Origin of the sequence: Proteus columbae, assembly GCF_002777965.1 — a bacterium.
GTDB classification, from domain to species: Bacteria; Pseudomonadota; Gammaproteobacteria; order Enterobacterales; family Enterobacteriaceae; genus Proteus; species Proteus columbae.
Map to the genome: position 1 here is coordinate 127,508 of NZ_NGVR01000030.1, position 26,528 is coordinate 154,035.

32 protein-coding genes and 2 pseudogenes are annotated in these 26,528 nt (G+C 41.5%); all 34 read left to right on the forward strand.

The genetic code is table 11. From position 1 onward, the window contains the following. Positions 1 to 9 precede the first annotated feature (9 nt). The 34 genes and pseudogenes from CBE70_RS16390 to CBE70_RS16550 all read left to right on the forward strand — a co-directional run bounded on the left by CBE70_RS16390 (position 10) and on the right by CBE70_RS16550 (position 26,523). Positions 10 to 858, forward strand: coding sequence for a helix-turn-helix domain-containing protein (locus tag CBE70_RS16390; protein WP_100160161.1), 849 nt, complete (start codon positions 10 to 12; stop codon positions 856 to 858). Further along, the gene (locus tag CBE70_RS18585) at positions 804 to 2,813 is read left to right on the forward strand and encodes a phage N-6-adenine-methyltransferase (RefSeq protein ID WP_232797418.1); all 2,010 of its coding nucleotides are present in this window, start codon (positions 804 to 806) and stop codon (positions 2,811 to 2,813) included. Before CBE70_RS16390 ends, CBE70_RS18585 begins: the two co-directional genes overlap by 55 nt. Next, on the forward strand, positions 2,810 to 3,202 hold the full coding sequence (locus tag CBE70_RS16400; protein WP_100160163.1) for a hypothetical protein: 393 nt from the start codon (positions 2,810 to 2,812) through the stop codon (positions 3,200 to 3,202). The genes CBE70_RS18585 and CBE70_RS16400 overlap by 4 nt, the downstream gene beginning before the upstream one ends. A 72-nt stretch (positions 3,203 to 3,274) precedes the next feature. Continuing rightward, a pseudogene (locus tag CBE70_RS16405) lies at positions 3,275 to 3,662 on the forward strand (RusA family crossover junction endodeoxyribonuclease). Positions 3,663 to 3,680: 18 nt separating this feature from the next. Next, complete coding sequence (locus CBE70_RS16410) at positions 3,681 to 4,484, forward strand: KilA-N domain-containing protein (protein ID WP_049219106.1); 804 nt, start codon at positions 3,681 to 3,683, stop codon at positions 4,482 to 4,484. Next, positions 4,481 to 5,506: a DUF968 domain-containing protein gene (locus tag CBE70_RS16415; protein WP_100160164.1), complete on the forward strand. Its 1,026-nt coding sequence runs from the start codon at positions 4,481 to 4,483 to the stop codon at positions 5,504 to 5,506. Before CBE70_RS16410 ends, CBE70_RS16415 begins: the two co-directional genes overlap by 4 nt. Positions 5,507 to 5,533: 27 nt before the next feature. Continuing rightward, positions 5,534 to 6,319, forward strand: coding sequence for an antitermination protein (locus CBE70_RS16420; protein ID WP_036904913.1), 786 nt, complete (start codon positions 5,534 to 5,536; stop codon positions 6,317 to 6,319). A 48-nt stretch (positions 6,320 to 6,367) separates the two neighbouring features. Continuing rightward, complete coding sequence (locus CBE70_RS16425; protein ID WP_036904915.1) at positions 6,368 to 6,712, forward strand: hypothetical protein; 345 nt, start codon at positions 6,368 to 6,370, stop codon at positions 6,710 to 6,712. Between the two features lie 505 nt (positions 6,713 to 7,217). After that, positions 7,218 to 7,454: a hypothetical protein gene (locus CBE70_RS16430; RefSeq protein WP_100160165.1), complete on the forward strand. Its 237-nt coding sequence runs from the start codon at positions 7,218 to 7,220 to the stop codon at positions 7,452 to 7,454. A 777-nt stretch (positions 7,455 to 8,231) separates the two neighbouring features. Continuing rightward, on the forward strand, positions 8,232 to 8,501 hold the full coding sequence (locus tag CBE70_RS16440) for a bacteriophage protein (RefSeq protein ID WP_036904926.1): 270 nt from the start codon (positions 8,232 to 8,234) through the stop codon (positions 8,499 to 8,501). Further along, a complete protein-coding gene (locus CBE70_RS16445) occupies positions 8,501 to 8,971 on the forward strand; it encodes a lysozyme (protein ID WP_100160167.1) in 471 nt (156 codons plus the stop codon). The genes CBE70_RS16440 and CBE70_RS16445 overlap by 1 nt, the downstream gene beginning before the upstream one ends. Beyond that, the gene (locus CBE70_RS18420; RefSeq protein WP_198585735.1) at positions 8,953 to 9,111 is read left to right on the forward strand and encodes a hypothetical protein; all 159 of its coding nucleotides are present in this window, start codon (positions 8,953 to 8,955) and stop codon (positions 9,109 to 9,111) included. The genes CBE70_RS16445 and CBE70_RS18420 overlap by 19 nt, the downstream gene beginning before the upstream one ends. 2 nt (positions 9,112 to 9,113) lie before the next feature. After that, positions 9,114 to 9,575 (forward strand): lysis system i-spanin subunit Rz, encoded by a 462-nt coding sequence (locus tag CBE70_RS16450; RefSeq protein ID WP_100160168.1) that lies wholly within the window; start codon positions 9,114 to 9,116, stop codon positions 9,573 to 9,575. Positions 9,576 to 10,139: 564 nt separating this feature from the next. Further along, positions 10,140 to 10,646, forward strand: coding sequence for a hypothetical protein (locus CBE70_RS16455; protein WP_100160169.1), 507 nt, complete (start codon positions 10,140 to 10,142; stop codon positions 10,644 to 10,646). Next, positions 10,612 to 10,878 (forward strand): hypothetical protein, encoded by a 267-nt coding sequence (locus CBE70_RS16460; RefSeq protein ID WP_154066698.1) that lies wholly within the window; start codon positions 10,612 to 10,614, stop codon positions 10,876 to 10,878. Before CBE70_RS16455 ends, CBE70_RS16460 begins: the two co-directional genes overlap by 35 nt. Before the next feature lie 19 nt (positions 10,879 to 10,897). Then, positions 10,898 to 11,038, forward strand: a complete 141-nt coding sequence (locus CBE70_RS18310; protein ID WP_157926018.1) for a hypothetical protein — start codon at positions 10,898 to 10,900, stop codon at positions 11,036 to 11,038. Positions 11,039 to 11,298: 260 nt separating this feature from the next. Next, positions 11,299 to 11,799: a DUF1441 family protein gene (locus CBE70_RS16465; protein ID WP_100160171.1), complete on the forward strand. Its 501-nt coding sequence runs from the start codon at positions 11,299 to 11,301 to the stop codon at positions 11,797 to 11,799. Beyond that, positions 11,799 to 13,904, forward strand: a complete 2,106-nt coding sequence (locus CBE70_RS16470; RefSeq protein ID WP_100160172.1) for a phage terminase large subunit family protein — start codon at positions 11,799 to 11,801, stop codon at positions 13,902 to 13,904. The genes CBE70_RS16465 and CBE70_RS16470 overlap by 1 nt, the downstream gene beginning before the upstream one ends. Then, complete coding sequence (locus CBE70_RS16475; protein ID WP_100160173.1) at positions 13,901 to 14,116, forward strand: hypothetical protein; 216 nt, start codon at positions 13,901 to 13,903, stop codon at positions 14,114 to 14,116. Before CBE70_RS16470 ends, CBE70_RS16475 begins: the two co-directional genes overlap by 4 nt. Then, positions 14,113 to 15,603 carry a phage portal protein gene (locus CBE70_RS16480; RefSeq protein ID WP_100160174.1) on the forward strand — a complete coding sequence of 497 codons (1,491 nt, stop codon included), beginning with the start codon at positions 14,113 to 14,115 and terminating at the stop codon, positions 15,601 to 15,603. Before CBE70_RS16475 ends, CBE70_RS16480 begins: the two co-directional genes overlap by 4 nt. After that, on the forward strand, positions 15,569 to 17,557 hold the full coding sequence (locus tag CBE70_RS16485; protein ID WP_100160175.1) for a ClpP-like prohead protease/major capsid protein fusion protein: 1,989 nt from the start codon (positions 15,569 to 15,571) through the stop codon (positions 17,555 to 17,557). The genes CBE70_RS16480 and CBE70_RS16485 overlap by 35 nt, the downstream gene beginning before the upstream one ends. An 88-nt stretch (positions 17,558 to 17,645) precedes the next feature. Further along, positions 17,646 to 17,996 (forward strand): DUF2190 family protein, encoded by a 351-nt coding sequence (locus CBE70_RS16490; RefSeq protein ID WP_100160176.1) that lies wholly within the window; start codon positions 17,646 to 17,648, stop codon positions 17,994 to 17,996. 11 nt (positions 17,997 to 18,007) lie between these two features. Then, positions 18,008 to 18,280: an ATP-binding protein gene (locus tag CBE70_RS16495; RefSeq protein ID WP_100160177.1), complete on the forward strand. Its 273-nt coding sequence runs from the start codon at positions 18,008 to 18,010 to the stop codon at positions 18,278 to 18,280. 9 nt (positions 18,281 to 18,289) lie between these two features. Then, complete coding sequence (locus CBE70_RS16500) at positions 18,290 to 18,853, forward strand: phage tail protein (protein ID WP_100160201.1); 564 nt, start codon at positions 18,290 to 18,292, stop codon at positions 18,851 to 18,853. Further along, positions 18,853 to 19,248: a phage tail terminator protein gene (gpU, locus tag CBE70_RS16505; RefSeq protein ID WP_198585739.1), complete on the forward strand. Its 396-nt coding sequence runs from the start codon at positions 18,853 to 18,855 to the stop codon at positions 19,246 to 19,248. Before CBE70_RS16500 ends, gpU begins: the two co-directional genes overlap by 1 nt. A gap of 11 nt (positions 19,249 to 19,259) precedes the next feature. Further along, positions 19,260 to 19,721 (forward strand): annotated as a pseudogene (locus tag CBE70_RS16510) (phage tail tube protein); the annotation flags it as partial. A gap of 71 nt (positions 19,722 to 19,792) precedes the next feature. After that, positions 19,793 to 20,182: a phage tail assembly chaperone G gene (gpG, locus tag CBE70_RS16515; protein WP_049206428.1), complete on the forward strand. Its 390-nt coding sequence runs from the start codon at positions 19,793 to 19,795 to the stop codon at positions 20,180 to 20,182. Positions 20,183 to 20,247: 65 nt separating this feature from the next. Next, entirely contained in the window at positions 20,248 to 20,523 is a 276-nt protein-coding gene (locus CBE70_RS16520; protein ID WP_232797420.1) for a phage tail assembly protein T, read from the forward strand. Next, the gene (locus CBE70_RS16525) at positions 20,492 to 23,485 is read left to right on the forward strand and encodes a phage tail tape measure protein (protein ID WP_100160181.1); all 2,994 of its coding nucleotides are present in this window, start codon (positions 20,492 to 20,494) and stop codon (positions 23,483 to 23,485) included. Before CBE70_RS16520 ends, CBE70_RS16525 begins: the two co-directional genes overlap by 32 nt. Beyond that, positions 23,486 to 23,815 carry a phage tail protein gene (locus CBE70_RS16530; RefSeq protein WP_100160182.1) on the forward strand — a complete coding sequence of 110 codons (330 nt, stop codon included), beginning with the start codon at positions 23,486 to 23,488 and terminating at the stop codon, positions 23,813 to 23,815. Positions 23,816 to 23,828: 13 nt separating this feature from the next. Continuing rightward, on the forward strand, positions 23,829 to 24,461 hold the full coding sequence (locus CBE70_RS16535) for a hypothetical protein (RefSeq protein WP_157926020.1): 633 nt from the start codon (positions 23,829 to 23,831) through the stop codon (positions 24,459 to 24,461). A gap of 53 nt (positions 24,462 to 24,514) precedes the next feature. After that, positions 24,515 to 25,219: a phage minor tail protein L gene (locus CBE70_RS16540; protein ID WP_100160184.1), complete on the forward strand. Its 705-nt coding sequence runs from the start codon at positions 24,515 to 24,517 to the stop codon at positions 25,217 to 25,219. A gap of 21 nt (positions 25,220 to 25,240) precedes the next feature. After that, the gene (locus tag CBE70_RS16545; protein ID WP_100160185.1) at positions 25,241 to 25,969 is read left to right on the forward strand and encodes a C40 family peptidase; all 729 of its coding nucleotides are present in this window, start codon (positions 25,241 to 25,243) and stop codon (positions 25,967 to 25,969) included. Next, a complete protein-coding gene (locus tag CBE70_RS16550) occupies positions 25,873 to 26,523 on the forward strand; it encodes a tail assembly protein (RefSeq protein ID WP_198585736.1) in 651 nt (216 codons plus the stop codon). The genes CBE70_RS16545 and CBE70_RS16550 overlap by 97 nt, the downstream gene beginning before the upstream one ends. Positions 26,524 to 26,528 lie beyond the last annotated feature (5 nt).

A 26,528-nucleotide genomic window follows, 5' to 3' on the forward strand; every position in this document is an offset into this window, starting at 1 on the left:
GAGCCTAGCATGAGTATGATTTTAACTGCCCGTGCGCTTCAAATAAAAACGGGTAATCCACTACGTAAGCTTGTACTTGTAAAGCTGGCTGATAATGCTAATGACCAAGGTGAGGCGTGGCCTTCCGTTGCGTATATTGCTGAGCAGTGTGAGATTTCTGTTCGTTCTGTTCAAAACCACATTACTGAATTAGAAAAAATGGGGTTACTTAGAACAGAATTTAGAAAATCAGCTAACGGTTTAAATCAGTCAAATATTTATCATTTGCTATTAAGAGAGCCTGTGAATAGTGGTGCAGGAAATGCACCATCTGGTGCAAATAATGCAGGGGGTAGTGGTGCAGGAGATTCCAAAACTGGTGCAGGAGATGCACCCAGAATCAGTAAAGATCCAGTCATAGATCCTAATAATAAAAATATTAAGTCTCGTTCTGAAAAATCCAAAGCGAAAACTTCGCTACCAGACGATTTCAAACCAACAGCAATTCATGGCGAAAAAGCATTAAGTGCAGGGCTAGTTCTGAATGATGAATTCGAAAAGTTTTGTGACTATCACGCCAGTAAAGGGTCAATGTTTATTGACTGGAATCGGGCATTTAATTATTGGTTAGGTCAAGCTAAACAATTTAAACCACAAAAAAATACTAATTTATCAGCAAATATTGATGCTGTTGAGCGTGATGAGACATTCCGTTTAATTTTCAGTACTGGTTGGAAACCTAAAAATAAAATTCAGGAGTTGTCAGCAATTCAAGCTCGAAAAAATGGATTAGGGCGAATGAGTGATGTTGCTGGATTATCTGCATGGCGTGGCATTTGGAAACAGGTAGCAGAGCAACTTGCCAAGGAGGAAATGTAATGCGTTTAACTTATGGATCTGTCTGCTCTGGAATTGAGGCAGCTAGTGTTGCATGGGAACCTCTGAACATGAAACCTGAATGGTTTAGTGAAATAGAACCATTTCCTTGTGCTGTACTAAGTCATCACTGGCCAGAAATTAAAAACCTAGGTGATATGACCACTATTACTGACAAATTAAAAGCTAACGAAGTGGTTGCGCCTGATGTATTGGTGGGCGGTACACCATGCCAAGCGTTCAGCGTTGCAGGATTGCGTGGTGGTTTAAGTGATGAACGAGGGCAATTAACTTTATCATTTGTTGAATTAGCGGATTGTATTGATGAAATTAGAACAAAAGAAGGGAAAGAGCCAGCCATTATCGTCTGGGAAAATGTGCCAGGAGTCCTCAGTAGTAAAGATAACGCATTCGGATGCTTCCTTGCTGGACTCGCTGGAGAAAGTGAAGAACTTAAGCCAGCAGGGAAAAAATGGTCAAACGCGGGTTATGTGTCTGGACCCCAAAGAACTATCAGTTGGCGGATCCTTGATGCTCAATATTTCGGAGTGCCCCAACGACGTCGTCGTATCTTCGTTATCGCAACTGCTAGAAAAGACATTAGTGTCTCACAAGTATTATTTGAGCAAGCAGGCATGCGAGGGGATATTGAGACGGGCAGAGCGCAGGCAGAAGAAATTACCAATAATGCTGGAGAATGCCTTGCAAGTGGCAATAAAACAACAGGAACAATCTTAGCAAATTGTGGTGCTAAACACTGGCTTGGAAATCAAGAGGCATTTACTGGTGATTTTCATGTTGTTGATACATTCCGATTACAATCTTTTGGTCAGTATACCCAAGATGATTCAGCATCTACATTAAGAAGCCGTGATGATAAAAGTGCCACTGACTTGATTGTTTTTAATCATCAAGCTGGTGGGAATACATCAGCAACATTGGGGGCTAACTCTGAATTAACGGGTTGTTTACAGGCATCTCAACATCCTGCAATTGCTCTTGCTGGTAACACCATTGGTAGAAAGCCTGAAAATGGTGGTAATGGCAATGGTTTTAATGAGCTTGATATTTCATATACGTTAACGCAAACAGATGTTCATGGTGTAAATATTAATAATATTGTTCGCCGATTGACACCTATTGAATGTGAGCGATTACAAGGATTTCCCGATAATCACACTAAAGTTCCTTTTAAAAATAAAGCTATTGACGATTGTCCTGATGGGCACCGTTATCGAGCGCTTGGTAATTCAATGGCTGTACCAGTTATGCATTGGATTGGTGATCGTATTTGTAATGTTGTTGCTGAAGTAAAAAAGATAAATGAGTATTCGCGAAAGCTTACTCTATTGAAATCAAAGTCCACGCATAAATTAAAAGAAATTGGTGACCAATGGCGATCACCAGATAACCTTTACTATGGCATCAACTCTAAATATGGACCGTTTACTTTAGATTTATTCACTGATGGTCAAAACAGTAAATGCCCACACTTCTACACAGCGGAAGATAATGCGCTCACTCAAGACTGGTCAGAAAAGCTGAAAGAAATCGGTGGTTCAGCATTTGGCAACCCTCCTTACTCACGTAGTTCATATCATGAAGGTCAACCTTTAACAGGTGTTGGTCACATCATGAGTCATGCATTTGCTATGCGTGAAAAACACGGTCGATATGTTTTTTTATTAAAAGCAGCCACATCAGAAACATGGTGGCCAGAAGAAGCTGATCACGTTTGTTTTATTCGTGGACGCATTGGTTTTGACGTTCCTGAGTGGTTTGTTCCCGCAGATGAAAAACAGAAACCAACAGGGGCATTTTTTGCTGGCGCTATCGTGGTGTTTGATAAAACGTGGAATGGTAAAGCCATTGATTACATTCAACGCAGTGAGTTAGAGCAAATCGGCAAAACATTTATTGAACAAGCGAAATGGCTTGTATCGAGAGGTGTTGCATGAAAATCACAGAGCAAATACTGGCATTGTACAAAACAGGTGAAGTGGTGGATCGCGACACTGTTATTCGTGATTTAGACACTAATTTAGCCGGTGCATCAAGAGCGTTGGCACACCTTTGGACTTTAGGCGCATTGGTCAGAATTAGTGAAGAGCGTCCATTACGTTACAGAGTAACTAAAGAGGCAGAAAGAATTCATTCAGCAATAACAGAATCACGTAAATCAGGTGAGTCAGTCTACATTGAAAAATTGAATACTCAGAAAGCTAAAAAATGTGCTTTGCCAACTATCAAATGGGTAAAACACGCCACTTCTAATTTTGCACTCATGGGGAAATTACCAACCGAGCCCTACGATTCATTAGTAAGATCAGTAAGAGGTAATCACTAATGCTAACTAAATACATTTTGTTCGTTGGGTTTTGGTTTGTGGTGACATTGCTAATTGGCTTATGGGGGACTTATGCCTGAACTCGTGCTTACGTTGCCATTTCCACCTAGCGTAAATACTTATTGGAGAAATACCCAAAGAGGAACCTTAGTCAGTGCAAAAGGACGAGTCTTTAGAGCAAATGCGATTGCAGCAGTCTATGAACAATTAAAGCGTAGACCTAAGGCTATTGAGAGTGACGTGTTTGTTTCAGTGAAATTATACCCACCAACTAAGCAGGCTAGAGATATTGATAATTTCTTAAAAGCACCTTTTGATGCGCTTACTTATGCGGGGGTATGGGTCGATGATAAACAGATTAAAAAAAATGGATGTTGAATGGATGGACGTTATTAAAGGCGGGAAGCTTGAAATAACCATTCGTCAGCATAGTAAAAGCGTGATGTACGGTCACGAATAAAACGTGGAGAGAAATAGCATGAATGGATTAATTGTTATTGACGGTTTTCAGGTTCGTAGAGATGTAGCTGGTCGCTATTGTTTAAATGATTTACATCGAGTGTCAGGTGGCGAAAAACGACACCAACCATCGAACTGGAGTTCATTGGCTCAAACGAAAGAGTTGATTGATGAAATTTCGACCGCTCCTGAGATCACAGGAGCGCCTATTGCCACTGTCGCTGGTGGATATAACCAAGGGACGTATGTTTGCAAAGAATTAGTGTATGCCTACGCAATGTGGATCAGCGCTTCTTTTCATCTGAAAGTGATCCGCACCTTTGATGCTTTAGTGTCACAACAGCACCAAGAGAAACTCAGTGATAAGGTTCAAGCGGGCGTGATACTACTGGAATCGATGTCTAAAAGTCTAAACTTTTCGAATTCATCAAAGTTAGGCGCTTATCAAAAATTACAGGCCATGGCGGGATTACCTGAATTAGCACCTGTGTATGCGATTGATGCACCAAGTGGATCTATGGATGGCTCCAGTCGTCCAACAGTTGCATTATCAACACTGATCAACAAACACAACCTACCTATTTCAGCACAGCAAGCCTATAAGCGATTAGCCGAACTAGGCATTGTTGAACGTCTATCACGCCCAAGCACGAAAACTGCTAGCAAAACGAAAGAGTTTTGGTCTGTTACGGCTAGAGGTTGTCAGTTTGGGAAGAATATGACGAGTCCTAATAATCCGCGCGAAACCCAACCGCATTTCTTTGAGAGTAAAACGGATGAATTGATCCGCATGGTGATGTTGAATAAGCAGGTGAGCGCATGAAATTATTATTAACTCCCTACATTCAACCTGAACTGGGCGTTGTATTACTTAAACCGGGTGCTGAATTACTCGAGCAATTTAAAAAGCATCACCGCGTGATTATTAGCGATGTTCCAAAAAGTTTAGATGTGTTGCCCTCAGGCGCATTGACGGGTGATGAACAGCCGATTTTAAACAATAAGCACATCGTCCAATTTCTCAATAGTAAAAAAGTGATCCACACTATCGATAAAGTGGCGCCGATGGACTCGTGGGTTATTCGTCATATTCAATGCTGTCAGATTGATAACGATGAAGATAATTACCATCACCATGAGTTAGTGACGACTTTTCACGAGGCTGGGGTGATCCGCACCTGTTGGCATCATGATAACCATATTAGAAATTCATCTGCTGGGTGGGTTGCTGAATTAGCTCATAAAAACCGTATTAATTGGATGTTAGACACTATTCGTTTTCGGTTGAGATTAGATAGTAGCCACCAGCTAACGATACCTGATTTTTTCACCTTTGCGGTTATGCATAACGTTATCGATGAATTACCAGAAGCGATATTGCGCCAGATTTTAAATTGGTCAGATAAACAAGAAGAACGCAGAGTTCACGGTGGTTTTCCTGAATCTGACATTATCCCAAGCAACGTAACCGCATTATCCGCAATGAATGAACGTTTAGATGCGATAAAGCCGGTTATTAAAGTATCTGTCGATCCGGAGCCACCAGCATCATTTCTTCTTAAACCAAAAATGCAACGTTGGGAAAATATCAACTGGCTCCAATGGGTGAAAACTCAACCGTGTTGCGTGTGTGGGCAACAGGCTGATGATCCGCACCACATCATAGGTCATGGTATGGGTGGTATGGGTACTAAGGCTCACGACTTATTCACTATTCCATTGTGTCGCATTCACCATGACGAGTTACACCGCGACCCAAAACAATGGGAAGCCACTCACGGCAATCAACTCGAATTGTTATTTCATTTTTTAAACCGTTCATTAGGCATCGGTGCATTTATTTAACGTGTGTACGGCACGAGGAGTATTAGCATGAAACTAGAGTCAGCATTAAAACAATTTTATCCAAAGTCACCGATGATCACCGATACGTCAAACTGTACAGATCCCAACAGAATGAAGGGGATGGATACCGCAGGAGCACTTGGCATGACGGAACATCGTGCTAAATTTGGCATGTCTGCGTTTTTTGCTAAGAATGACGTGAGTGAAAAAGATAAGTTCAGCACCGTAGAGCAGTTAACACAATATGCACTTAAAGTAACCCCAAAGCTGGTGGCGAAATCGGCAGGTAATAAGTTGGGCTACTGTTTAGTGATCCTCGCAAAAATGGCGTTTGAAGATTACGCCCGTTCAGCGGGTTCGGTTTGCGAATGTTCTGCGTGTGCAGGCAAAGGGCTAATTTACAGTCACAAAGATGTTGTTAAGTACCAAGGGAAAACGAGTATTGATGGAACTGTTGTCATTGAATCTTGGAGTGAAAAAGAAAAAGTTGGTGAGTTATGCAAAACCTGCAATGGAAAGGGGAAATTAACTTACCGCTGTCGTTGTAAAGGTCGAGGTAAAGTATTAGATGAAAAACAAACGGAATTACAAGGCGGTGTACCTGTATTTAAAGATTGCCCTCGTTGTGCTGGTAGAGGGTACAAGAGAATGCCTTCTTCAGTCGCATATCAAGCCATTAGTAAATTGTTACCAGAGCTTAATGAGCGGACATGGCGTAGAAATTGGAAGCCATTCTATGAGATGTTAATTAGTAAATGTTTTAGTGAGGAAAGTGATGCTGAACAGATTTTTAAACAGGTGACTAGGTGTTAATACTTATATAAGGTACACTTTTAATTTTTCAAATCAAGGAAGTATTTAATGTTTATAAAAATAGAAAAAAATGAAGAAATAGCCCATGCATATGATGTTGATGAAAGACAGCGCTATACATTGTTAACTCATGATTTTTACATTAACTTAAATCATACAAATGTAGTGGAATTCATATTGAATGATGATAGTTGCTATCTCAATGGCGATATTATGGGGATGGGATTCAAGGAAACAATTGTATTTTTTATGAATGATGCACCTCACATTTTATTATTTAATAAAAACAGCATGGGAGAATATCATCGTATAAAGAGAGAATTTGAAGAATATGTGAGTGACATAAAATCAACTAAAAAACAAAAGGAAGAAAGTGTTAATGAAGGTGTTTGAGTGATTGTATTTTGTCCACAATTGCCTTACCATCTTTAAATAGTGGGCGATTTATTACTTACCACACTGAATTTTATCAAGACCTCGCTTCGGCGGGGTTTTTTGTTATCTATCACACTCTTCATTTTGGAGAGTTGTGTGATTAGGGACACCAGATGATGTTTTGGTCGACGGATATCTGGTGTCCCTAGCTATTGCTATCTATCAAGAAAGAATAACAAAGCACGTTCGTCATCTGTGCTTTTAGGGCGGGGTTAATTGTTTTTTCATCGGTCTGTCGCCAAACAAATGCCGAAGAAATTAACAATTAATCCCGTTTCGTTTTAATTCCCCTGAATTCGAGGGTGTTACCTTCATTGATGAGGGTAGCATAGTTTAAGTTATTGATATTGTTCCGATGTCGGAATTCCGATAACGCTATTTCACATGTTCGGTTATTTCGAACAACTCATTTTGAAGATCGCCTAGGCGGTCTTTTTTATTATCTAAAATAAGGAATAAATTTATGTACGCACTTAAATTAATTACCGAACGTGAAAGTCGTAAAGTGGAAGAAGTCCACTGCTTAGGGGATATGTACCGCTTGGAGTTTTATCCTGAATCTGAAAATAAAGATATCGTAGCTAGAATCGAATACACGAAAAAAGACTCTATTCCATCATTTGATATTAAACGTATAGATCACGCCTACATTACAACAGTAACAGGTGATACGGTTAGAGTTATCTCTAGAGGTAAATAAGTTTATCAATAAATCGATTAGTATGTTTTTTTCGTATAAGAAAAGTTGTTATGGATAATGAAAATATCCAAGAAATTAAAGATAGTGATGAAAAAGGCTACCAAGGTAGCCTTTAGTAGGAAGTTTTCTGTTTACGCACTCAATCTCATATTGTTCTCTGCCACAGAATCGTAACCAAGATTGTATGCCTCAAAAGCATCTTTATGACGCACTGTGCCTGCTTGACTGTCCGAAGTGTATGCTAGAACAGAGTCATTTTTTGCTTTTGGTGCTCCAATGAGAGCGTGATGCCGACCTAATTCATATGCGCATCCAGCACATTTATGTCTTCCAGTCTGTCCTTGATTTTCAGACAGATAAGTAAATGAATAGTCGTATCGGTGAGCGTGTTTACAGATATTTTTGTTCATAGTTTAAAACCCTGTATGAATTTCAGGGCTTTACACTGATCACCGGGTAAACTAGACTGTGAAGGTGATCAAATGTAGCACCCTGCAGTTTTGTCATGCCTTTTTGTAGCTCGATACTACATAGAGGCGCTTCTATATCTAGTGCGTTCTCTTCCACAAGAACACAAGATATTCGGTCATTATAACTGACTGAGTAAAAAAAGATCAATCAAATGATCAACTTATGAGCATTTCAAGAAACCCTGCCATTTGGTGGGGTTTTTTCGTATGTGCAGACCACAGTATCAATCACTCACTAATCACTTCTCACAATAACTGTGTGCCTGTATTCCTTTAACTAAACTCGGACACTCCGTAGGGGGTGTATATGCGCATGGAAAAATTAACCAATGCTACCTACGGAACGGCTGGCTTAACTGCCTTTTTTGCAAGTCTCTCACTTTATGAATGGGGATTTGTAATAGGGATGGGATTCAGCATGCTCCTTGGATTAGCAACTTACTTTATGACACAGCGAGAACAACGAAAACGAACAGCGTTATTTGCTGAATTAGTTCATCGAAATTGTTCTAGTGATCCGCAAGACATAGAAAAGATAGTTGGTGAAATGCTGACTAAAGCTAAAAAGGACATTTAATGAATCTAAAACAAAAGGTAGCTGCAGTTGCGAGTGCTGGTGCGGTAAGTATTGCGATAACAGTGATTGGTTACTTTGAAGGTGTTCGTTATGAACCTTATCGTGATGTTGCTGGAATTCTGACGGTTTGTTATGGGCATACAGGCAAAGACATTATTCAAGGTAAGACATACACACAGCAAGAATGTGACGAGTTACTTCAGAAAGACTTTATTAGAACGCAACAACAAGTTGATGTCCTGGTTAAAGTTCCATTGGATGATAAAACAAAAGCCTCCCTATATTCCTTTGCTTTCAATGTCGGTACCACAGCTTTTGCTCGTTCTACGTTGCTAAAGAAATTAAATGCAGGTGATCAGTATGGTGCTTGTGAAGAAATGAAACGTTGGGTTTATGCTGGTGGAAAAGTATGGCGAGGGCTAGTTAGTCGTAGAGATGCGGAGTCAGCACTATGTCATGGAAACCTTTAATTATCGTTATCAGCTTTATCCTCGTATTACTTATCACAGTCGCTGGTGACATTTATATCTCAATTGATAATTCATGTGTTAACGACAAAGCAAGCTTAGAAAAGCGCTGTCAGATAGCTCTCTCACATCATCGGTACTAATTATGAAGCATTGGAAACTTTACATTGTCATTGTGATAGTGGGTATTGTTGCTGGTGGTTGCGTGCTGATTAATGCACAAGCGAAAAGGATTAACGCACTGACAGAAAACAACAAAGAACTTACTGCCACACTCGAAGAGCAAAAGGCTATCAATATTGATTATCAAGTACGTATAGAGCGACTAAATCAACTTGATACAAGACACACACAGGAGCTTGTTAATGCAAAGAATGAAATTAGTCGCTTGCGTGATATTAGCGAGCATAATCCTGAGCGGGTGTACATCAAAGCCGAGTGCTCAAAGAGCAACAGTAATCCCACCACCAGCATGGATGATGCAACCACCGCCCGACCTACTGACACCGCTATCCGAAATTATTGGCTACTCAGAGAGCGAATTGCAGAGTCAGAGCAAGTGATATTGGGATTACAGGATTACATTAGAACGGAGTGTGTGAACTAAAAAAAGCCCTACGTAGGGTACGAGGGCAAACTAACAAGATATCAATTAAAGTATAGCGATGTTTACTTAGTATAGCTTAAGTAGGTATATATACTAGATTGATAATTCTGATTAACCTATCTCTTACCTAAATAAAAAAAGCAAGATAAAAATAACTCTGTGAGTTTGGGCTCCCACAGGGCTTTCACTAGCATTTGTGAAAACAATAGATTACCAATATCCAGTAAGCCAATCTGTTAATAATCAACGTAAGTTTTTAGAAAACAATCGCCTCGTAATGGCGGGAGTTTTTAATGCGTCGCATTGTCGCCGTTTCCTATGTTAGCCATGACCTGTTTTATTCTCGGCAGATAGCGCATAGTGAGAGTCAAAAACAATGAATACCACCACTTTTTTATTTTACGGTCATTATCAGCAACGTCAGCTGTAGGTAGAAGAAACGGCGTGACTATGGAGAGACATAATATATTAATTCTACAAACGTCATTCATTGAGTGATGTTGATAGAGTTTATAGAGATAGCCATCAGTTAATCGCTGGTGGCTTTTTTATTGGAGATAATAAATGAATATAACGATTAACGATAATGGTTCTGTCAGCGTGGTAACAGCTTCATACAGTGCTTCTTATTGTGCGAATGGTTATTTAAAACTTTCAATAGGTGGTAAGGCCCCTAAAAAGATAACCATTAATCATCCTAGAAAAGAGATAGGTGAATTGATCTATAAAGTCTCAGTCGATACAACAGATTTAGATAAGTTAGAAGAGCAACTCACTCGCATTAAGCAACTGATGCAAGATGTAGGGGTGAAGCCTAAATCAATCCCATCGTTCTTCTTTCAGTCTTCTGGTGAATTTTTTATTAAAGATGCCTTTATTAATTCGGCTGAGTTCAAAGGTGTGCTTGTCAATAATAAGTCAGAGCAGGATACCAAGGCTCAGCTGGACGATGATGCTATAAGCCAAATAAAGCAGAACACCATCGCTATTGCTGAACTTGGCAGAGTTATGCAAACCAACCATCAAGCATGGGCTGATGCTGTCAACAGAACGTGGTGCAGTCAGAAGTAAAGGGGATAACATGCCAATGCCTAAATATAGAAACACAGAGACTGGTTTGACTGGGCGCTTTAGAGTTAGACGACAGGCTTTTTCTGGGTTATCGATATTGCAAGTTGAGGTTAGTGTGAAGCGTTCACGATATCCTCTAGATAGTTCAAATGATGATATCAAAACCATGACTGATTGGCGGGATGCAACTTATGAAGAGGCTATACGAATACAGATAGATTACGGTGGTTAACAATCAAAAGGAAATAACTATGGCTAGTCAAGGCTTTAAGAACCCCAATCAATTCAGAAAACAATTAGATGAACAATTGCAGGATAAAAGTCTAAACCCTAATGGGTATCAGCCCAAGCATGAGATTAAGAATCCCACTCCGCCACCAAAGAAACCTTAATCATAATAAATTGATTTTGTTATACATAATTCAAAAGGTACTCCCGGTGGGGTACCCTCTCCACGGGGCGGCGCGCACGCGGGAAACGGCTAGTTTTCTGATTTTCATGGTGTCAGCAACAGGTCTCATAATTGATTGATATATATAGATATAAACAGTATTGAGGTGACAATATTATTTAATTGTTGTCACCTCAATGCTATTTATCATATTGATTTTTATTAAAAAACAAGGAAATCACCTGACCAAGTGAGGTGTCGATGTCTAATGTCAGCAATCTGGGAGACGCCTATAACTGGAGTGTTGCAAAGATTGCTGAGGCATTCGGGCTAAACCGAGGCACAGTTAAAAAGAGATTATTAGAAGCTAATGTTCCCATTGCTAATACAGTCAGAGGAAACCCTGTTTATGCATTGCGAGATGTTGGGCCAATAATTTTTGCAGATGACAGTAAAGGTAGGGAAGGGATTCAAGATCCTGACCTTATGTTTCCTAAAGATAGAAAAGATTGGTATCAGTCTGAAAATGAAAGAATTAAATTTGAAACTACATTAAAACAACTTATTCCAGCATCAGAAGTTCATCGAGAAATGGCGGTTATTGTCAAGGCGATTGCTCAGGTTCTGGAAACGTGGCCAGACAGGTTAGAGCGAGATCACGGATGGAATGCAGAACAATTAGTGCAGGTTCAAATTGTTATTGATGAAATGAGAGAGCTGCTATCAAGTGAAGTGAATAATGCAGAAGCGATGGAGGAATAATGACAGTAAGATTTGCTTCCGCTTCATCCATTCGGCGTGATGTATCCACACTATTAAAGCCACCCAATAGATTACCTGTTGCCGAAGCTGTTAAGAAATATATGCGTGTTCCTCTTGATGGCGGTAGTTCATTACCTTGGGATGACACATTAACACCATACATTATTGAGCCTATGAATTGTTTAACATCAAGGCGATATGATGCTGTTATTTTTGTGGGGCCAGCTCGAACAGGTAAATCCTTAGCGTTAATTGATGGATGGATTGTTTACACCATTGTCTGTGATCCTGCTGATTTTTTATTAATTCAAATGACAGAGGATAAAGCCAGAGAGCACTCTAAAAAACGATTGGATAGAACATTTAGAGTTAGTAAAGAGGTATCAAAGCGGTTAAGTCCTCGCACCAATGATAATAACGTTCACGATAAAACATTCAGAGCGGGGAATTATCTAAAAATAGGATGGCCAACTGTCAATATTATGTCGTCATCAGATTATCGCTTTGTTGCTTTAACGGATTATGACCGCTTTCCTGAGAACATTGACGGTGAAGGTGATGCATTTTCGCTAGCATCAAAACGGACAACCACTTTTATGTCGGCTGGCATGACGCTGGTGGAGAGCTCTCCTGGTCGTGAAATAACAAATACAAAGTGGAGCCGGACATTGCCTCATGAGGCACCACCCACAACAGGAATTTTATCACTCTATAACCGAGGTGATCGCCGTCGTTGGTATTGGCCTTGCCCACATTGTGGTGAATATTTTCAACCTATAAAAGATAACATGGTTGGATTTTCATTAACGGACGATCCCTTTGAAGCAGGTAAAAACGCCTATCTTCAATGCCCTCACTGTTTATCAAAGATAGAACATGACCAAAAAAGAACATTAAACAATAAAGGCGTATGGCTGATAGAGGGGCAATTAATTGATAAAACAGGGAAAATAACGGGTAACCCTCGCTACTCAAGATTTGCCTCATTTTGGATGGAAGGGCCAGCTGCCGCTTATCAAACATGGGCTCAATTAGTGAATAAGTTTGTAGGTGCAGAGCAAGAATACGAATTAACGGGCAGTGAAGAAACATTAAAGTCAGTAACTAATACAGACTGGGGGTTGCCTTATCTGCCGAAAGTTGCACAAGAACAGCGTCAGAGTGATGAACTGATTAATCGCGTAGAAAACTGGGAAGAGTCAGTCGTACCAGAAGGCGTGCGGTTCTTGGTTGCCACGGTTGACGTGCAAGGCGGTAAAAAACGACGCTTTGTGGTTCAGGTGGTCGGTTACGGTGAAAAAGGCGAACGCTGGGTGATTGACCGATTTGAAATAACCCAATCCCTACGTTATGACAACAACGGTGAATGCCGTCGAATTGATCCAGGCTCTTATCCTGAAGATTGGCAAATATTAATCACCGATGTATTAGAGAAAACCTATCCATTGCAACATTATCCTCACCATGAAATGGAAATCATGATGTTAGGCGTGGACTCTGGTGGTGAAGATGGTGTTACCGATAATGCCTATAAATTTTGGCGTCGCTGTCGAAAAGAGGGATTACACCGTAAAGTCTATCTCTTTAAGGGCGATGGGCATAAACGCAGTAAGTTAATTACTAAATCATTCCCTGATAACACCCGTCGTTCTGAGCGCCGAGCCCAAGCGAAAGGGGATGTGCCTCTTTATTTACTGCAAACTGACCAACTTAAAGACAGGATCAGTTCTGCGTTATCGCGCGATACCGTAGGGCCTAACTATATCCATTTCCCTGATTGGCTGGATGAATCGTTCTATGACGAGTTGACGTATGAAGAGCGTGATGAAAAAGGGCATTGGGAAAAGCCGGGGCGAGGCGCTAATGAGGCATTTGACCTGATGGTTTACGCCCATGCCTTGGTGATATTAAAGGGGTACGAGAATATTAATTGGGAAAAACCGCCTAAATGGGCGAGATTGCCTGATGTAATGCTTTCCTCATCCCCGCCAATTGCCGATATCGCCACAGAGCCTGAAATAAAACCCTCCCCCGAAACCCCAAAACAGGAAACGCCTGCGGTATCTGCATGGGCACCAGTATCAAACAGTGGAGGCTGGATATGACGAAAGAAGAAATTGAACACATGATTGAGCAATACCGTTTAGCGGAAGAGGCGGTATTAAAAGGCAAATCCATCACCTTTAATGGGCAAGCCATGACAATGGAAAATCTCAACGAGGTCATAAAAGGTCGTGAGCGTTGGGAATCTCGTTTATCGGCGTTGATATCACGAAAACGAGGTAATCCAATGTATAAATTAGCGAGGTTTAGATGACATTATTAGACAACGCCATTGGTTATTTCGCCCCAAATTGGCAAGCCTCGCGTCTCCGCTCTCGATTACAAATTAAAGCCTATGAAGCCGTTTTACCCACTCGCACTCATCCCGCTAAACGTGAAAATCGTAATGCAAACCAATTGACGCAATTTGGTGGTACTTCCTTACGCGAGCAAGCGCGATGGCTAGATAACAATCATGATATCTCTATCGGTATTCTCGACAAGATGGAAGAACGCATTGTCGGGGCAAAAGGCATTATTGTTGAGCCACAACCTCTCGATGGTGCCGGACAAATTCATGAAGATTTAGCCTCTCAAATTCGTCAGGCCTGGGCGGAGTGGTCAGTACTACCCGAAGTGACAGGGCAATTTAGTCGTCCCGTGTTAGAGCGTTTATTGGTCAGAACGTGGTTACGTGATGGTGAAGTATTTGCTCAACTGGTCAAAGGCAAAGCCAAAGGGCTAGAACCTCAAGCCAATATCTATTTTTGGCTCGAAGCCTTAGAGCCTGACTTCGTGCCGATCCACATGAATATGCCTGAAAGCAAGATTATTCAAGGCATTAAATTCAATGAGTGGGGGCGACCCACAGGGTATCAGGTATATAAAAACCTCCCCCAATTCAGTGCCAATTTGGGGGATATCAAAACCATCGATGCTGAAAATATGTTGCACCTGAAATTCACTCGTCGGCTTCATCAAGCGCGGGGTGTCAGTTTGTTTTCGGGGATTTTAATGCGCTTAAGTGCGTTAAAAGATTATGAAGATGCGGAATTAACCTCCGCACGTATTGCAGCTTCATTGGGGATGTACATCAAAAAAGGGGATGCCGGTTCTTTCCCTGAGGGTGAATACGACGAAGATGAACAACGTAACATCGATATTCAGCCGGGCATGATTTACGACGGCTTAAAGCCGGGTGAAGAAGTGGGCATGATCAAATCAGACCGCCCCAATCCTAACCTACAATCGTTTCGCAATGGACAATTACGTGCGGTTTCTGCGGGCAGTCGCGGGAGTTATTCCAGTATCGCCCGTGACTATAACGGTACATATAGCGCTCAACGACAAGAGCTGGTGGAGTCATTTGAAGGCTATAACATTTTTCAAGACACCTTTGTGGCGGGCATTAGCCGTCCGATGTATCGCAATTGGTTAAAAATGGCGATAGCCAGTGGTGTGGTCGCCGTGCCACCTGATGTTGACCCTAAATCACTGTTTAATGCGGTTTACAGTGGACCTGTGATGCCGTGGATTGATCCGAAAAAAGAGTCTGAGGCATGGAAAACCTTATTACGTGGTGGTGCGTCAACAGAAAGTGACTGGATACGCGCCAAAGGGGGCAACCCTGCGGATGTGAAACGTCGTCGTAAAACCGAAATTGACGAAAATAAACGATTAGGACTGGTATTTGATACTGATCCTGCTAATGACAAAGGGGCACAAGATGCTAAGCAACAAGAACCTGATAACGATGCCTAAAATGTCGGGGCCAGTAACTCAAAAAAACTGGTTTCGCATGCAGGCTAAAGAAGACCAAACCGCGGATATCTATATTTATGATGAAATCGGTGGTTGGGGAATTAGCGCACGACGTTTTACGGAAGATTTAATTTCACTAGGGAATCTTAGTCATATCAACCTTCATATTCACTCACCGGGTGGTGAAGTATTTGATGGTATTGCCATTTTTAACCAACTTAAAAACCATTCCGCAACAATCACGGTTTATATCGATGGATTAGCGGCTTCAATGGCATCAGTCATTGCGATGGTGGGTGATACGGTTATTATGCCGAAAAATGCCATGATGATGATCCACAAACCGTGGGGCGTCTCATGGGGGGATGCGAATGATATGCGCGAATATGCTGACTTGCTCGACAAGTTAGAAAACGTACTTATTCCTGCTTATGTGGCTAAAACAGGAAAAACAACCGAAGAAATTACTGCCATGTTAGAGCAGGAAACATGGCTTGATGGTGACGAGTGTGTTGAACACGGTTTCGCCGATAAAGTGATTGAGCCAGTGAAAGCAATGGCAAGTCTTACATCTAAACGAATTGAGGAATTTTCATCTATGCCAAGTGCAATTAAAAATCAAATTACACCCAAAAACACTACTAAACCTACGCAACAGCCTCAACCAAATTCTTCACCAGAGCCACAGCCTAGCGCCTCCTTTGCTGATGAGCAAACACGCTTAAATGGCATTAAAGATTTATTTGCCATGTTCGGTGGTCGTCATAATGAGCTAATGATCACGTGTTTAGCAGATGCGAACTGTTCTGTTGAAAAAGCGCGTGAGCAATTGCTCAATACGATTGCACAGCAACAAAATCCTGAGCCATCCAATAAAGATAATGCACACATTTACGCAGGAAACGGCAATATCGTCGGTGACAGTGTGCGTGCCTCTGTGATGGCGCGTGCGGGTTATCAGGATTATGAAAAAGATAACGCCTATAACAGCATGACACTGCGTGAGTTAGCACGGGCATCACTGACAGAGCGTGGTGTTGGCGTGGCTACGTATAATCCGATGCAAATGATTGGTATGGCCTTTACGCACAGCACCTCTGATTTCGGTAATATCCTGCTGGATGTCGCGAATAAAGCGATTTTGCTTGGTTGGGAAGAAAATGAAGAAACCTTTGAGAAATGGACGAAAAAAGGACAACTCAGTGACTTTAAAACTGCACATCGTGTGGGATTAGGGGCATTCCCTTCCTTACGTCAAGTGCGTGAAGGTGCTGAGTATAAATACGTTACGTTGAACGATAAAGGTGAAACCATTGCGCTGGCGACCTACGGTGAATTATTCAGTATTACCCGTCAAGCTATCATCAATGATGATATGAACATGCTGACGGATGTGCCAATGAAGTTCGGTCGTGCAGCTAAAGCCACTGTCGGCGATTTGGTGTATGCGGTGCTTATCGACAATGAAAAAATGAGCGATAAAAAAGCGCTATTTAGTGCCGATCATAAAAACATGATCACTGGTGGGATGGATGTAGAAACCATCAGTGCGGGTCGAACAGCTATGCGTCAACAAAAAGAAGGTGATCGTACGCTAAATATTCGCCCTGCCTTTATGTTGGTACCGACCACACTGGAAACACAAGCTATCCAAGTGGTTAAATCAGGCAGTGTGAAAGGTGCGGATGTTAATGCCAATATTATTAACCCAGTGCGTGATTTAGCGGAAATTATTGCTGAACCTCGTTTAGATGATGCGAGCGAGAAAGATTGGTATATGGCCTCACGTCAAGGTAGCGACACCATTGAGGTGGCGTACTTAAACGGAATCGATGTGCCGTATATTGACCAACTTGAAGGTTTTACCTCAGACGGTGTCACCACAAAAGTGCGTATTGATGCGGGTGTAGCGCCAGTTGATTATCGTGGTCTGCTGAAAGTTTCCGGTAAATAAGGCGTCTTTTTTCTTCGTTTTATTCTGATGCCCTGATGGGCTTTTTTTATATCTAAAATCCGGTGCTTCGGCATCGGAAGGAGTTTTTATGGCTAAGAATTATGTACAACAAGGTGGCACCATTGCTCTGATTAATAGCACAAAAGAGATCATTAAAAGCGGTCAACTGGTGCACGTTGGCGCTATTGCTTGTGTTGCGATCACGGATATTCAACCTAGTGAGAAAGGTGATGGTTTCGTGGAAGGTGTTTTTTTGCTGAACAAGAAATCGGGTATTGCCTTAAAAGCCGGTGTGACGGCATCCGTTAAAGACAATATTGTCGTGGATACAGGCGGTACACCTGCGGGTGTGGTTTGGGATGATGCGGATGCATCGAGTGAAAATGTCACCGTTAAACTCAATGCCTTTGTGCCATCAGCTGGCTCCCCTCAAAGTTAAGGTCAATACCGATGAATCCATTTGAACGGTTGGTAAAAAGAATGGATAACGTGACCGAAGAACGGATGGGGGTTCCCATCCGTATCAATGGTGTTTTTTATCAAGCACTCGAATCTCACTTTATCCCTGAATTGGGACCGATGAGCGGTGATGGGGTGAGTTATGTTATTTTTTCGTCAACCTATCAACCTGACCGTAAGGATCTTGTTGAAATTGATGGCAAAACTTACCAAATCACGCGATATCAAAAGTTTAATGGTAAGCCACATATTTGGATTAAATAGGTGGGTGATATGAAAGGGTTAGAGCAAGCCATCAAAAACTTGAATAGCATTAATGATGAAATGGTACCGAAAGCCACAGCAATGGCGATTAATCGTGTTGCTCGCCGTGTCATTAGCCATAGTGTTAAACGGGTTTCAGCCGAAACGAAAGTGCCACAACGCCTTATTCGCCAACGTGTTCGACTTAATCGTGCGAGCAGTCGCTATAAAACACCTCGCGCTAGATTAGTGATAAACCGGGGTAATTTACCCGCCATTGCGCTGGGTAATGCGCGCGTTCAGCTATCAAGAAAACGAGGTAATCAGAAAGGCGCTGGAAGTGTTTTGAAGGTGGGGAGATTTTCTTTTCCTCATGCTTTTATTCAACAGCTCGATAATGGACGCTGGCACATTCTTCAGCGAGTTGGGGAAAGTCGTTATCCCATCGAAGTAGTTAAAATACCACTCGTCACACCGTTAACAATAGCTTACACCGAAGAGTCAGAGAAACTGCTTCAATCTGATATGCCTAAAGAAATGGCATCGGCATTAAAGCAACAATTACGGCTTTATATAAAAGGGAGGGTTTGGTGATCAAACACACACAGATCCGACATGCAATTAAAGAGGCGATTGAGCCTCATGCCAATGGGGCGACAGTATTTGATGGTCGCCCTTTTTTTGTTGATGAAAGCGACTTTCCAGCGGTTGCCGTGTATATCACGGATGCTGTCTCAACGGGTGAAAACCTTGATGAAGATAGCTGGCAAGCGATTGTTCACATAGAAGTTTTTCTCAGTGCGAATAGCCCTGATGCTGAATTAGATAAATGGGTTGAAGCTGTGATTTATCCCGCACTGACCTCCATTCCCGCACTGTCCGATCTTATCGAAAATATGACCCCTAACGGCTACGACTACCATCGCGATGAAGAAATGGGGTTATGGGGTTCTGTCGATCTCAATTATCAAATTAATTATTCAATGTAAAAGGAATCATTATGCCTACACCAAACCCATTGGCACCCGTAAAAGGTGCCGGTACCACGCTTTGGATTTATAGCGGTACCGAAGACCCATTAAAAGATCCGTTTACTGATACGGATTGGACACGACTGGCGAAAATTAAAGAGTTACAGCCTGGTGAAATTACCGCAGACAGTTATGACGATACCTATCTTGACGATGAAGATGCGGATTGGAAAGCCACTGCTCAGGGGGAAAAATCAGCAGGTGAAGCCAATATTACGCTGGCATGGAAGCCGGGTGAGCAAGGACAAAAAGATCTGGTTGATTGGTTCCAGCTGGGTGATGTTCGTCACTATCGCATTCGTTATCCGAATGGGGCAGTCGATATTTATCGTGGCTGGGTCAGTTCGCTTGGAAAAACAGTGCCCGCAAAAGAAGTGATCACCCGCACGATTAAGATCACAAACAGTGGTCGTCCAGCGCTGGCTGAAGAAATTAAATTAGCTTCAGAGCAAGGCAAAAGTGCGCCCGTTATTAAAAAAGACAATGAATAAAAGGTAACAGTATGTTTTTAAAGAAAAAAGAGTTTACTTACAGCGGTGAGTCTATTGCGCTATATGAATTATCAGCACTACAACGCATTGAATACTTTGATTTTTTAGTCGAGCAAGCAGAAAAAAACGACGATATTGAAAAAGTGGAAGGCGTGAAAAAAACCGCTCTGATTATTCGTGTAAACACAGAATCGAACGCCTGGTTAGTATCTCGTTCATTAGCCCACGGTGGATCGAATGATGTTGAAAAAATTTACAATGATGTCCTTTCTACATGGAATCCTGAAGCTCTCGCTCTTGCAGCTAAAGAAGTGCTGGTGATTAGTGGGATGGCGCAAACTGAAAACACGGAAAATGAAAATATTCACAGCGACGCACAGGAAGAGTCACTGGAAAAGTAGTTGCCCGTGAACATCAATTTATCCTGCGTTTGTCACACGAATTTAAACGCGCTGATTGGCGCAGGATGCTCAGCGAAATGACAGCGACCGAGCTCGCTGATTGGTTACACTTCTTTAATGAAACTCCCTTCACCCTCCAACTTATCGATCATGCCTTTTCTGGACTCAACTTTACGGTCGCCCGTGTTTTTGGTGGCAGTGATAATTTATCGCCAGAGGATTTTAGCGTGTTGTTACGAAAATCCGCTATTGATATGGACGATGAGACCATGATGGCGGTTAGTGAAGGGATAGCGGGCGGAGTACGATATGAGCCAACAAATAGCGGATCTCACGATTAACTTAGGTGCTGAGACAGCCGATTTTAAAGAACAAATGGGGCGTGTTGAACGTCAACTGCAAGAAACCGCAGAAAAAGCCGAAGCCAGTCAACGACGCATGGCACAACTGGTTGAACAACAAGCGCAATCTGCTCGTAGTTCTGCAGAGAGTACCGCGCAGTCTCTTCAAGAGCTTAACAATCAACAAGAAATTTCTCAGCAACAACGAGCGGATTATTATCAGCGGATCGCACAGGAAGAAGCGCGTGCAGCTATTGAATCACGCAAACAAGCCGATGCTTTTTTAGAGCAAGCCCAAAGTGTTGGGCAAACGAGAGATGCACTCGAACAACTCACTGAGGTTTTAAATAAATCAACAAAGGCTTATGACAAGCTCAAAATTACAGGTGAGCAGTTTGCCGAAATTCAAAATGTCACTAAATCAAGAATAAGGGCGATACAAGATCAGCAAGACGCGAATACTGAGAGATATTATAAACAAATTGAAGCCGTCAAAGGCCTATCCGGCAGTGAATCGGCATTAAAAGCCATTCAAGCTCAGTTAAACCAAGAAGTGAAGAAAGGCACCATCCATCAGCGCGATTATCAGGTGCTTATTTCTGCCATTACTTCAGAGTCAATGAAGTTACGCCGAGAAGAAGAGTCTCTAACACAACAAAAAACGCGATTTATTCAGCGACTAAAAGAACAGGTCGCCACTCAAAATTTAAGTCGTGAACAGATGTTGCGTTATCAAGCTTCTCAACTTGGCGTCAGTTCTTCAGCCGAGATCTATATTCGTCGATTATCTGAATCGAACAAAGAAACCAAAGAGTTTGATAAAAACAGCAAGTCATTATCTGGTCGTCTTCAAGGTATTGCCAACTCCTTTAATATGGGCTCACTGGTTCGTGGTGGTATTTGGGGAGGAATTACTGCAGGTCTAACGGGCGTTGCAAAATTAGCTTATGATGCAGAAAGAGAATTTTCTCAGTTTAATAAACAACTAATATTAACCGGTAACTACGCCAATAAATCCGCGAGCCAATTAAATGAAATGGCGAGAACTCTTGCGGGTGGCGGTATTACGCGTGGTGAAATGGCGATAACTCTTGCGGGTGTTGTCGGTACAGGCATATTTTCAAATAATGAGATTGCCCGTGTTTCAAAAGCGGCCGCACAGATGAATTACATCACAGGGCAGGCGATTGATACTACGATTGATCAATTTAAACGCTTGCAAGATGAACCGCTTCAAATGTCGCTTGAATTAGAAAAAGCGAACCACCACCTCACAGCGGCTCAATTAGAGCAAATCAGAACGCTCGAATTACAAGGTAATAAAACTGAAGCAGCACGATTGGCAATCGATGCTTATGCGCAATCTATCAATGATGGTGCTAATGATATTGTTGAAAATCTTGGATACTTAGAGTCGGCATGGGTAGGCATTAAGAACGCAGCAAAAGAAGGCTGGGATGCCATGCTTGATATAGGTAGAGAAAAAACACTAGCAGAGCAAATTAGGGAGCAGGAAAACTTATTAAGGAATTTAAATAATGTTGGGATTGCACCTCAATATAGAATAAATGAGATACAGGAAAAGATTTCATCTTTAAATGAGCAAAAATTTCAACAAGACCTTAAAAGTGCTCAGGATCAAGCTGAAAAAGTAGCCAATCAATTAGAGGTTAATAAATTCAGGACAAGAGACGAGTGGAGTAGTTTCTTAAGTTACGAAACGAAACGAAAGAATAAAATTGCACAATTCGATGCAGTAAAATATGCATTTACCGAGGATGAGCAAAAAGAAATAATCGAAAGAATTAATTTTGTACTTAGAGATCGCCAAATGCCCGGCACGGGTAAAGGTAAGGGATATGTAGTACCTGCTGGCGATCGTGAAGAGGAAAAAGCCTCTCGTGATTTATTGGCATTACAGGCTCAATTGGAAGTTCTTAAGAAGCATCAGGGTGCTAATGATGTTATTAGCCAACAACGCAAAGATTTTCAAAAAGAGCAGGCGCAATTTGCAATTTTAGAACAAGCACAATTAACGCGTCGATTAACTAACGCGGAAAAATCTTTATTATCAAATAAAGAAAACATTCTTGCTCAAAAGGAAAAACTTGCATTAGTGGGTGATGAAGTTGCTTTGCAAGATCGTTTAAATAAGATGCAAGATCAGGCTGATAAATACATTGCTCAACAATCGGAAAAACGTAAAGCGATTGAAGAAAGTATGGGTAAATCAGCAAGAGAGCAACAACGGTACTTAGAACGCGCTCAATTACTTGCTGGACAAAAAGACAGTCCGCATCTGAATAATATGTTAGCCGAGCAACAAAAAATCTATGAAGTTGAAGATCAGAAACGGGCAGATTGGTTAGCTGGCGCCCAAACAGCATGGGGTAATTATAAAGACACCGCACTTGATGTTAACTCTCAGGTGCAAAATGCCACTTCTATGGCACTCAATGGGTTTAGTAGCCAGCTAACTAACGTATTATTTGAAGGTGAAGCAAATTTCAAAGACTTTACAAAATCTATTCTTAAAATGTTAACGGATATTTTAATTAAAATGTCATTAGTTAAAGGAATAGAGGCGATGGGCTTTGGGTTTGGTGCTCCAGTTGCGAATGCGGACGGCGGGGTTTACAACTCAGCCAGTTTAAGCGCTTACAGTGGGCAGATCGTGCATAAGCCTACCATGTTTGCATTTGCGAAAGGCGCAGGCTTGATGGGAGAGGCTGGGCCTGAAGGTATTTTCCCTTTGCGCCGTGGTGCTGATGGGAAGTTGGGTGTTATTGCGAAAATGCCCAATCAGGGAGGAGGCGTCACCCAGAATTATTACATTACTATACAAAATGATGGTAGCAATGGTCAGATAGGGCCTGAAGCATTGAAAAAGGTTTATGAAATCAGTAAGCGAGGTGCTCAGGACTATATTATGAGCCAGCGTCGTGATGGTGGAGCTATGTAGATGGAAATATTTAAGTGGAAGGTTAAACCTGATATGAAAAAGGAGTTTGAGCCTCGAGTAAAATCAGTGAAGTTTGGTGACGGCTATGAACAGCGTCGCCCTGATGGTATTAATAATAATCTAAAAAAATATAATGTAACGCTGATCTATATAAATAGTGAAAGCTTGCAGATTGAATCATTTTTAGAAAAACATGCTGGTGTTACTGCATTTTTATGGAAGCCACCTCATCAATCAGAATTAATTAAGGTACTATGTCGAAAATGGTCGTCTTCAGTAGGGATGATTAGAACTGAAATAACGGCTGAATTTGAGCTGGTTTTATTGTGATGAGGGTATTAGTGTGAAAAGAATAATCTCAATAATTTTTATATTTTTTAGTGTTAATGTACAAGCAATTGAGAAAAATATATCAGCCCCGTTTGGATTAAGTTGGGGGATGACGTATGAAGAAGTGTTAAATAAAACTGGTAATATAAAATTAATTGGAAGCAAAAAAAATAGAATAAAAGAATATTTAATTAATAGTGATTCTAAATTAATAGATGGTCTTGAACGATATGATGTTGGAATTGATGATAAATATGGATTAGTTAATGTTGGAACATTAATTTCTATAAGTGATTACGAGAATACTGATAATGTTGTGGAAAAATATAATATATTAAAACAAGCATTGTCTTCTAAGTATGGTGAGCAGTATTCTGAAGAGTATTTATGGAAAAATAGAACAAAAGGAAAATTAACCTTACCTGAATGCTTAAGTAATGAATTTTGTGGTAAATATATTTCCATATTTCAAGGTGATGATTCAAGTAGAGTTATATTAATGATGGGGGCGTCTTCTAGTAAAGAAGATGTAATTATATCGTTATTTTATAAATCTGGTTTTATTGCAAAAATAAAACAAGAAGAAAAAGAACAGCAAGAAAAAGTTATAAAAGAAAAAGCAAAAGGTTTATCTGATTCTTTATAATATTTTTGTTTAGAATATCAACCACCTTCGGGTGGTTTTTTATTGGAGCTAATATGCAACATATTCCTCCTGAAATGCGAATTAGTGTTACCGAACTCTCCTCCACTGATGCTTTGCTTGAGCTTTACGAATTTGATTTAACAAAAATAGGCGGTATTCGGTACCGCTTTTTTGATGGACTCAATCAGCGTAAAGAGCCGTTAATCTGGCAAGGAAACACCTATGAACCTTATCCCGTGAAAGGCGAAGGATTTACCTTTAATGGCAAAGGGCCCTCAGGGCGACCCACTATTACATTGTCGAATTTATTTGGGCTGATTACAGGGATTGCCAGTCAGCTAGATAGTGCAATTGGTGGGCTGGTGGTGCGTCGTATTGTCAGTACCCAATTTTTAGATGCAATAAATTTTCCTCATGGCAATCCTAATGCCGACCCGTCTCAAGAAATTGTGACACGCTGGATCATCGAACAGATGACCAGTTTAAATTCAGTGACTGCTACCTTTATGTTGGCGACACCCAGTGAAACTGACGGATTGATGCTTCCTGGTCGCGTTATTTTGTCGGACATCTGCCCTTGGGGATATCGCTCTGAAGAGTGCGGATATAAAGGTGCTGCTGTTGCAGATGAATGGGGAAATCCAACTACCGATCCGTTAAAAGATAAATGCGGTAAGCGTCTGAGTGACTGTAAGTTACGAAAAAACGAATCCCGCATAGGCGCGTTTGTCTCCACGTCCCGCATTGGTAATAGTTAATTCCCTCCTAAGGTGTTTCTTATGATTGAACAAGCAATTTTGGCGCAGGCAAAAGAGCAAGCGCCCTTGGAGGCGTGTGGCTTATTGATAAGTACCGCACAGGGTGAACAGTATTTACCTTGTGTTAATCAGCATGCCGATCCGAAAAACCACTTCACGATTTCTTTTGATGATTTTATTCGCGCCGAACAGCAGGGCGAGGTAATTGCGGTTGTGCACAGTCATCCTGAAGGCCAACAGTACCTCAGCACATTAGATAGACAACTGCAGGTGAACAGCGCGTTGCCGTGGTGGGTGGTCTGTGATGAAAAAATTCACTGCTATCAACCAGTACCTCATCTGTTAGGTCGCCAATTTATTCATGGCTCAACAGACTGTTATGGGTTGTTTCGAGATGCTTACCATTTAGCAGGACATGACCTGCCTGATTTTGAGCGACATGATAATTGGTGGCGTCAAGGCAAAGAATTGTATCTCGATAATATGGTGAGCAGTGGCTTTCGGCAGGTAAAAAAAGAAGCCCAGCCGGGCGATATTATTTTGTGTTGCTATGCCAGCTCTCGTGCTAATCACGCGGGGATCTATTTAGGCAATCAAACTATTTTGCATCACATACCTAATCAACTCAGTAAACGCGAGGAGTATAACGAACGATGGCAACGAATGACGCACTCAATTTGGCGTTACCGCGATTGGCAACCTTCCGACTTTACGGGAATTTGCAACGATTTGGACGTCGCTTTGATTTAAATGTGAATACTGCCTCTGAAGGGCTTCACGCGCTATTTATTCAAATCCCAGCCTTACGTTTAGCGATTTGGGATGGTTGGTATCAAGTACGCATTGCCGGTACCGATATTTCTCCGCAAGAAGTTCACCAAAAATTCAATGAAACCTTACCGGATAACGCGGTCGTCCATATTGTGCCGAAATTATCAGGCGCTAAAAACGTCGGCGTTTTTCAGTTTGTTGCGGGTGCAGCCTTATTTTCATTGGGATGGTGGGGACCTGCGTGGATCTCTGCAACCGTTGCTACGTCTTTGATGGCAGGTGGTGCAGCTATGATGATTGGTGGTGTCGCTCAAATGCTGATCCCCGCGCCTAAACCCCCTAACTTATCTCGTGGTGATGAAGAAAAAGGTAATACCTATTTTAGTAATTTGGATAACGCGGTTGCACAAGGGATGCCGGTGCCCATTGCGTATGGCGAAATTATGTGTGGTTCACGCGTCATTTCACAATCCGTTGAAATTATGGATGACAGTGACGGCGAAGATATCGATGCCGGCAAACACGGTGGATAAGAGGA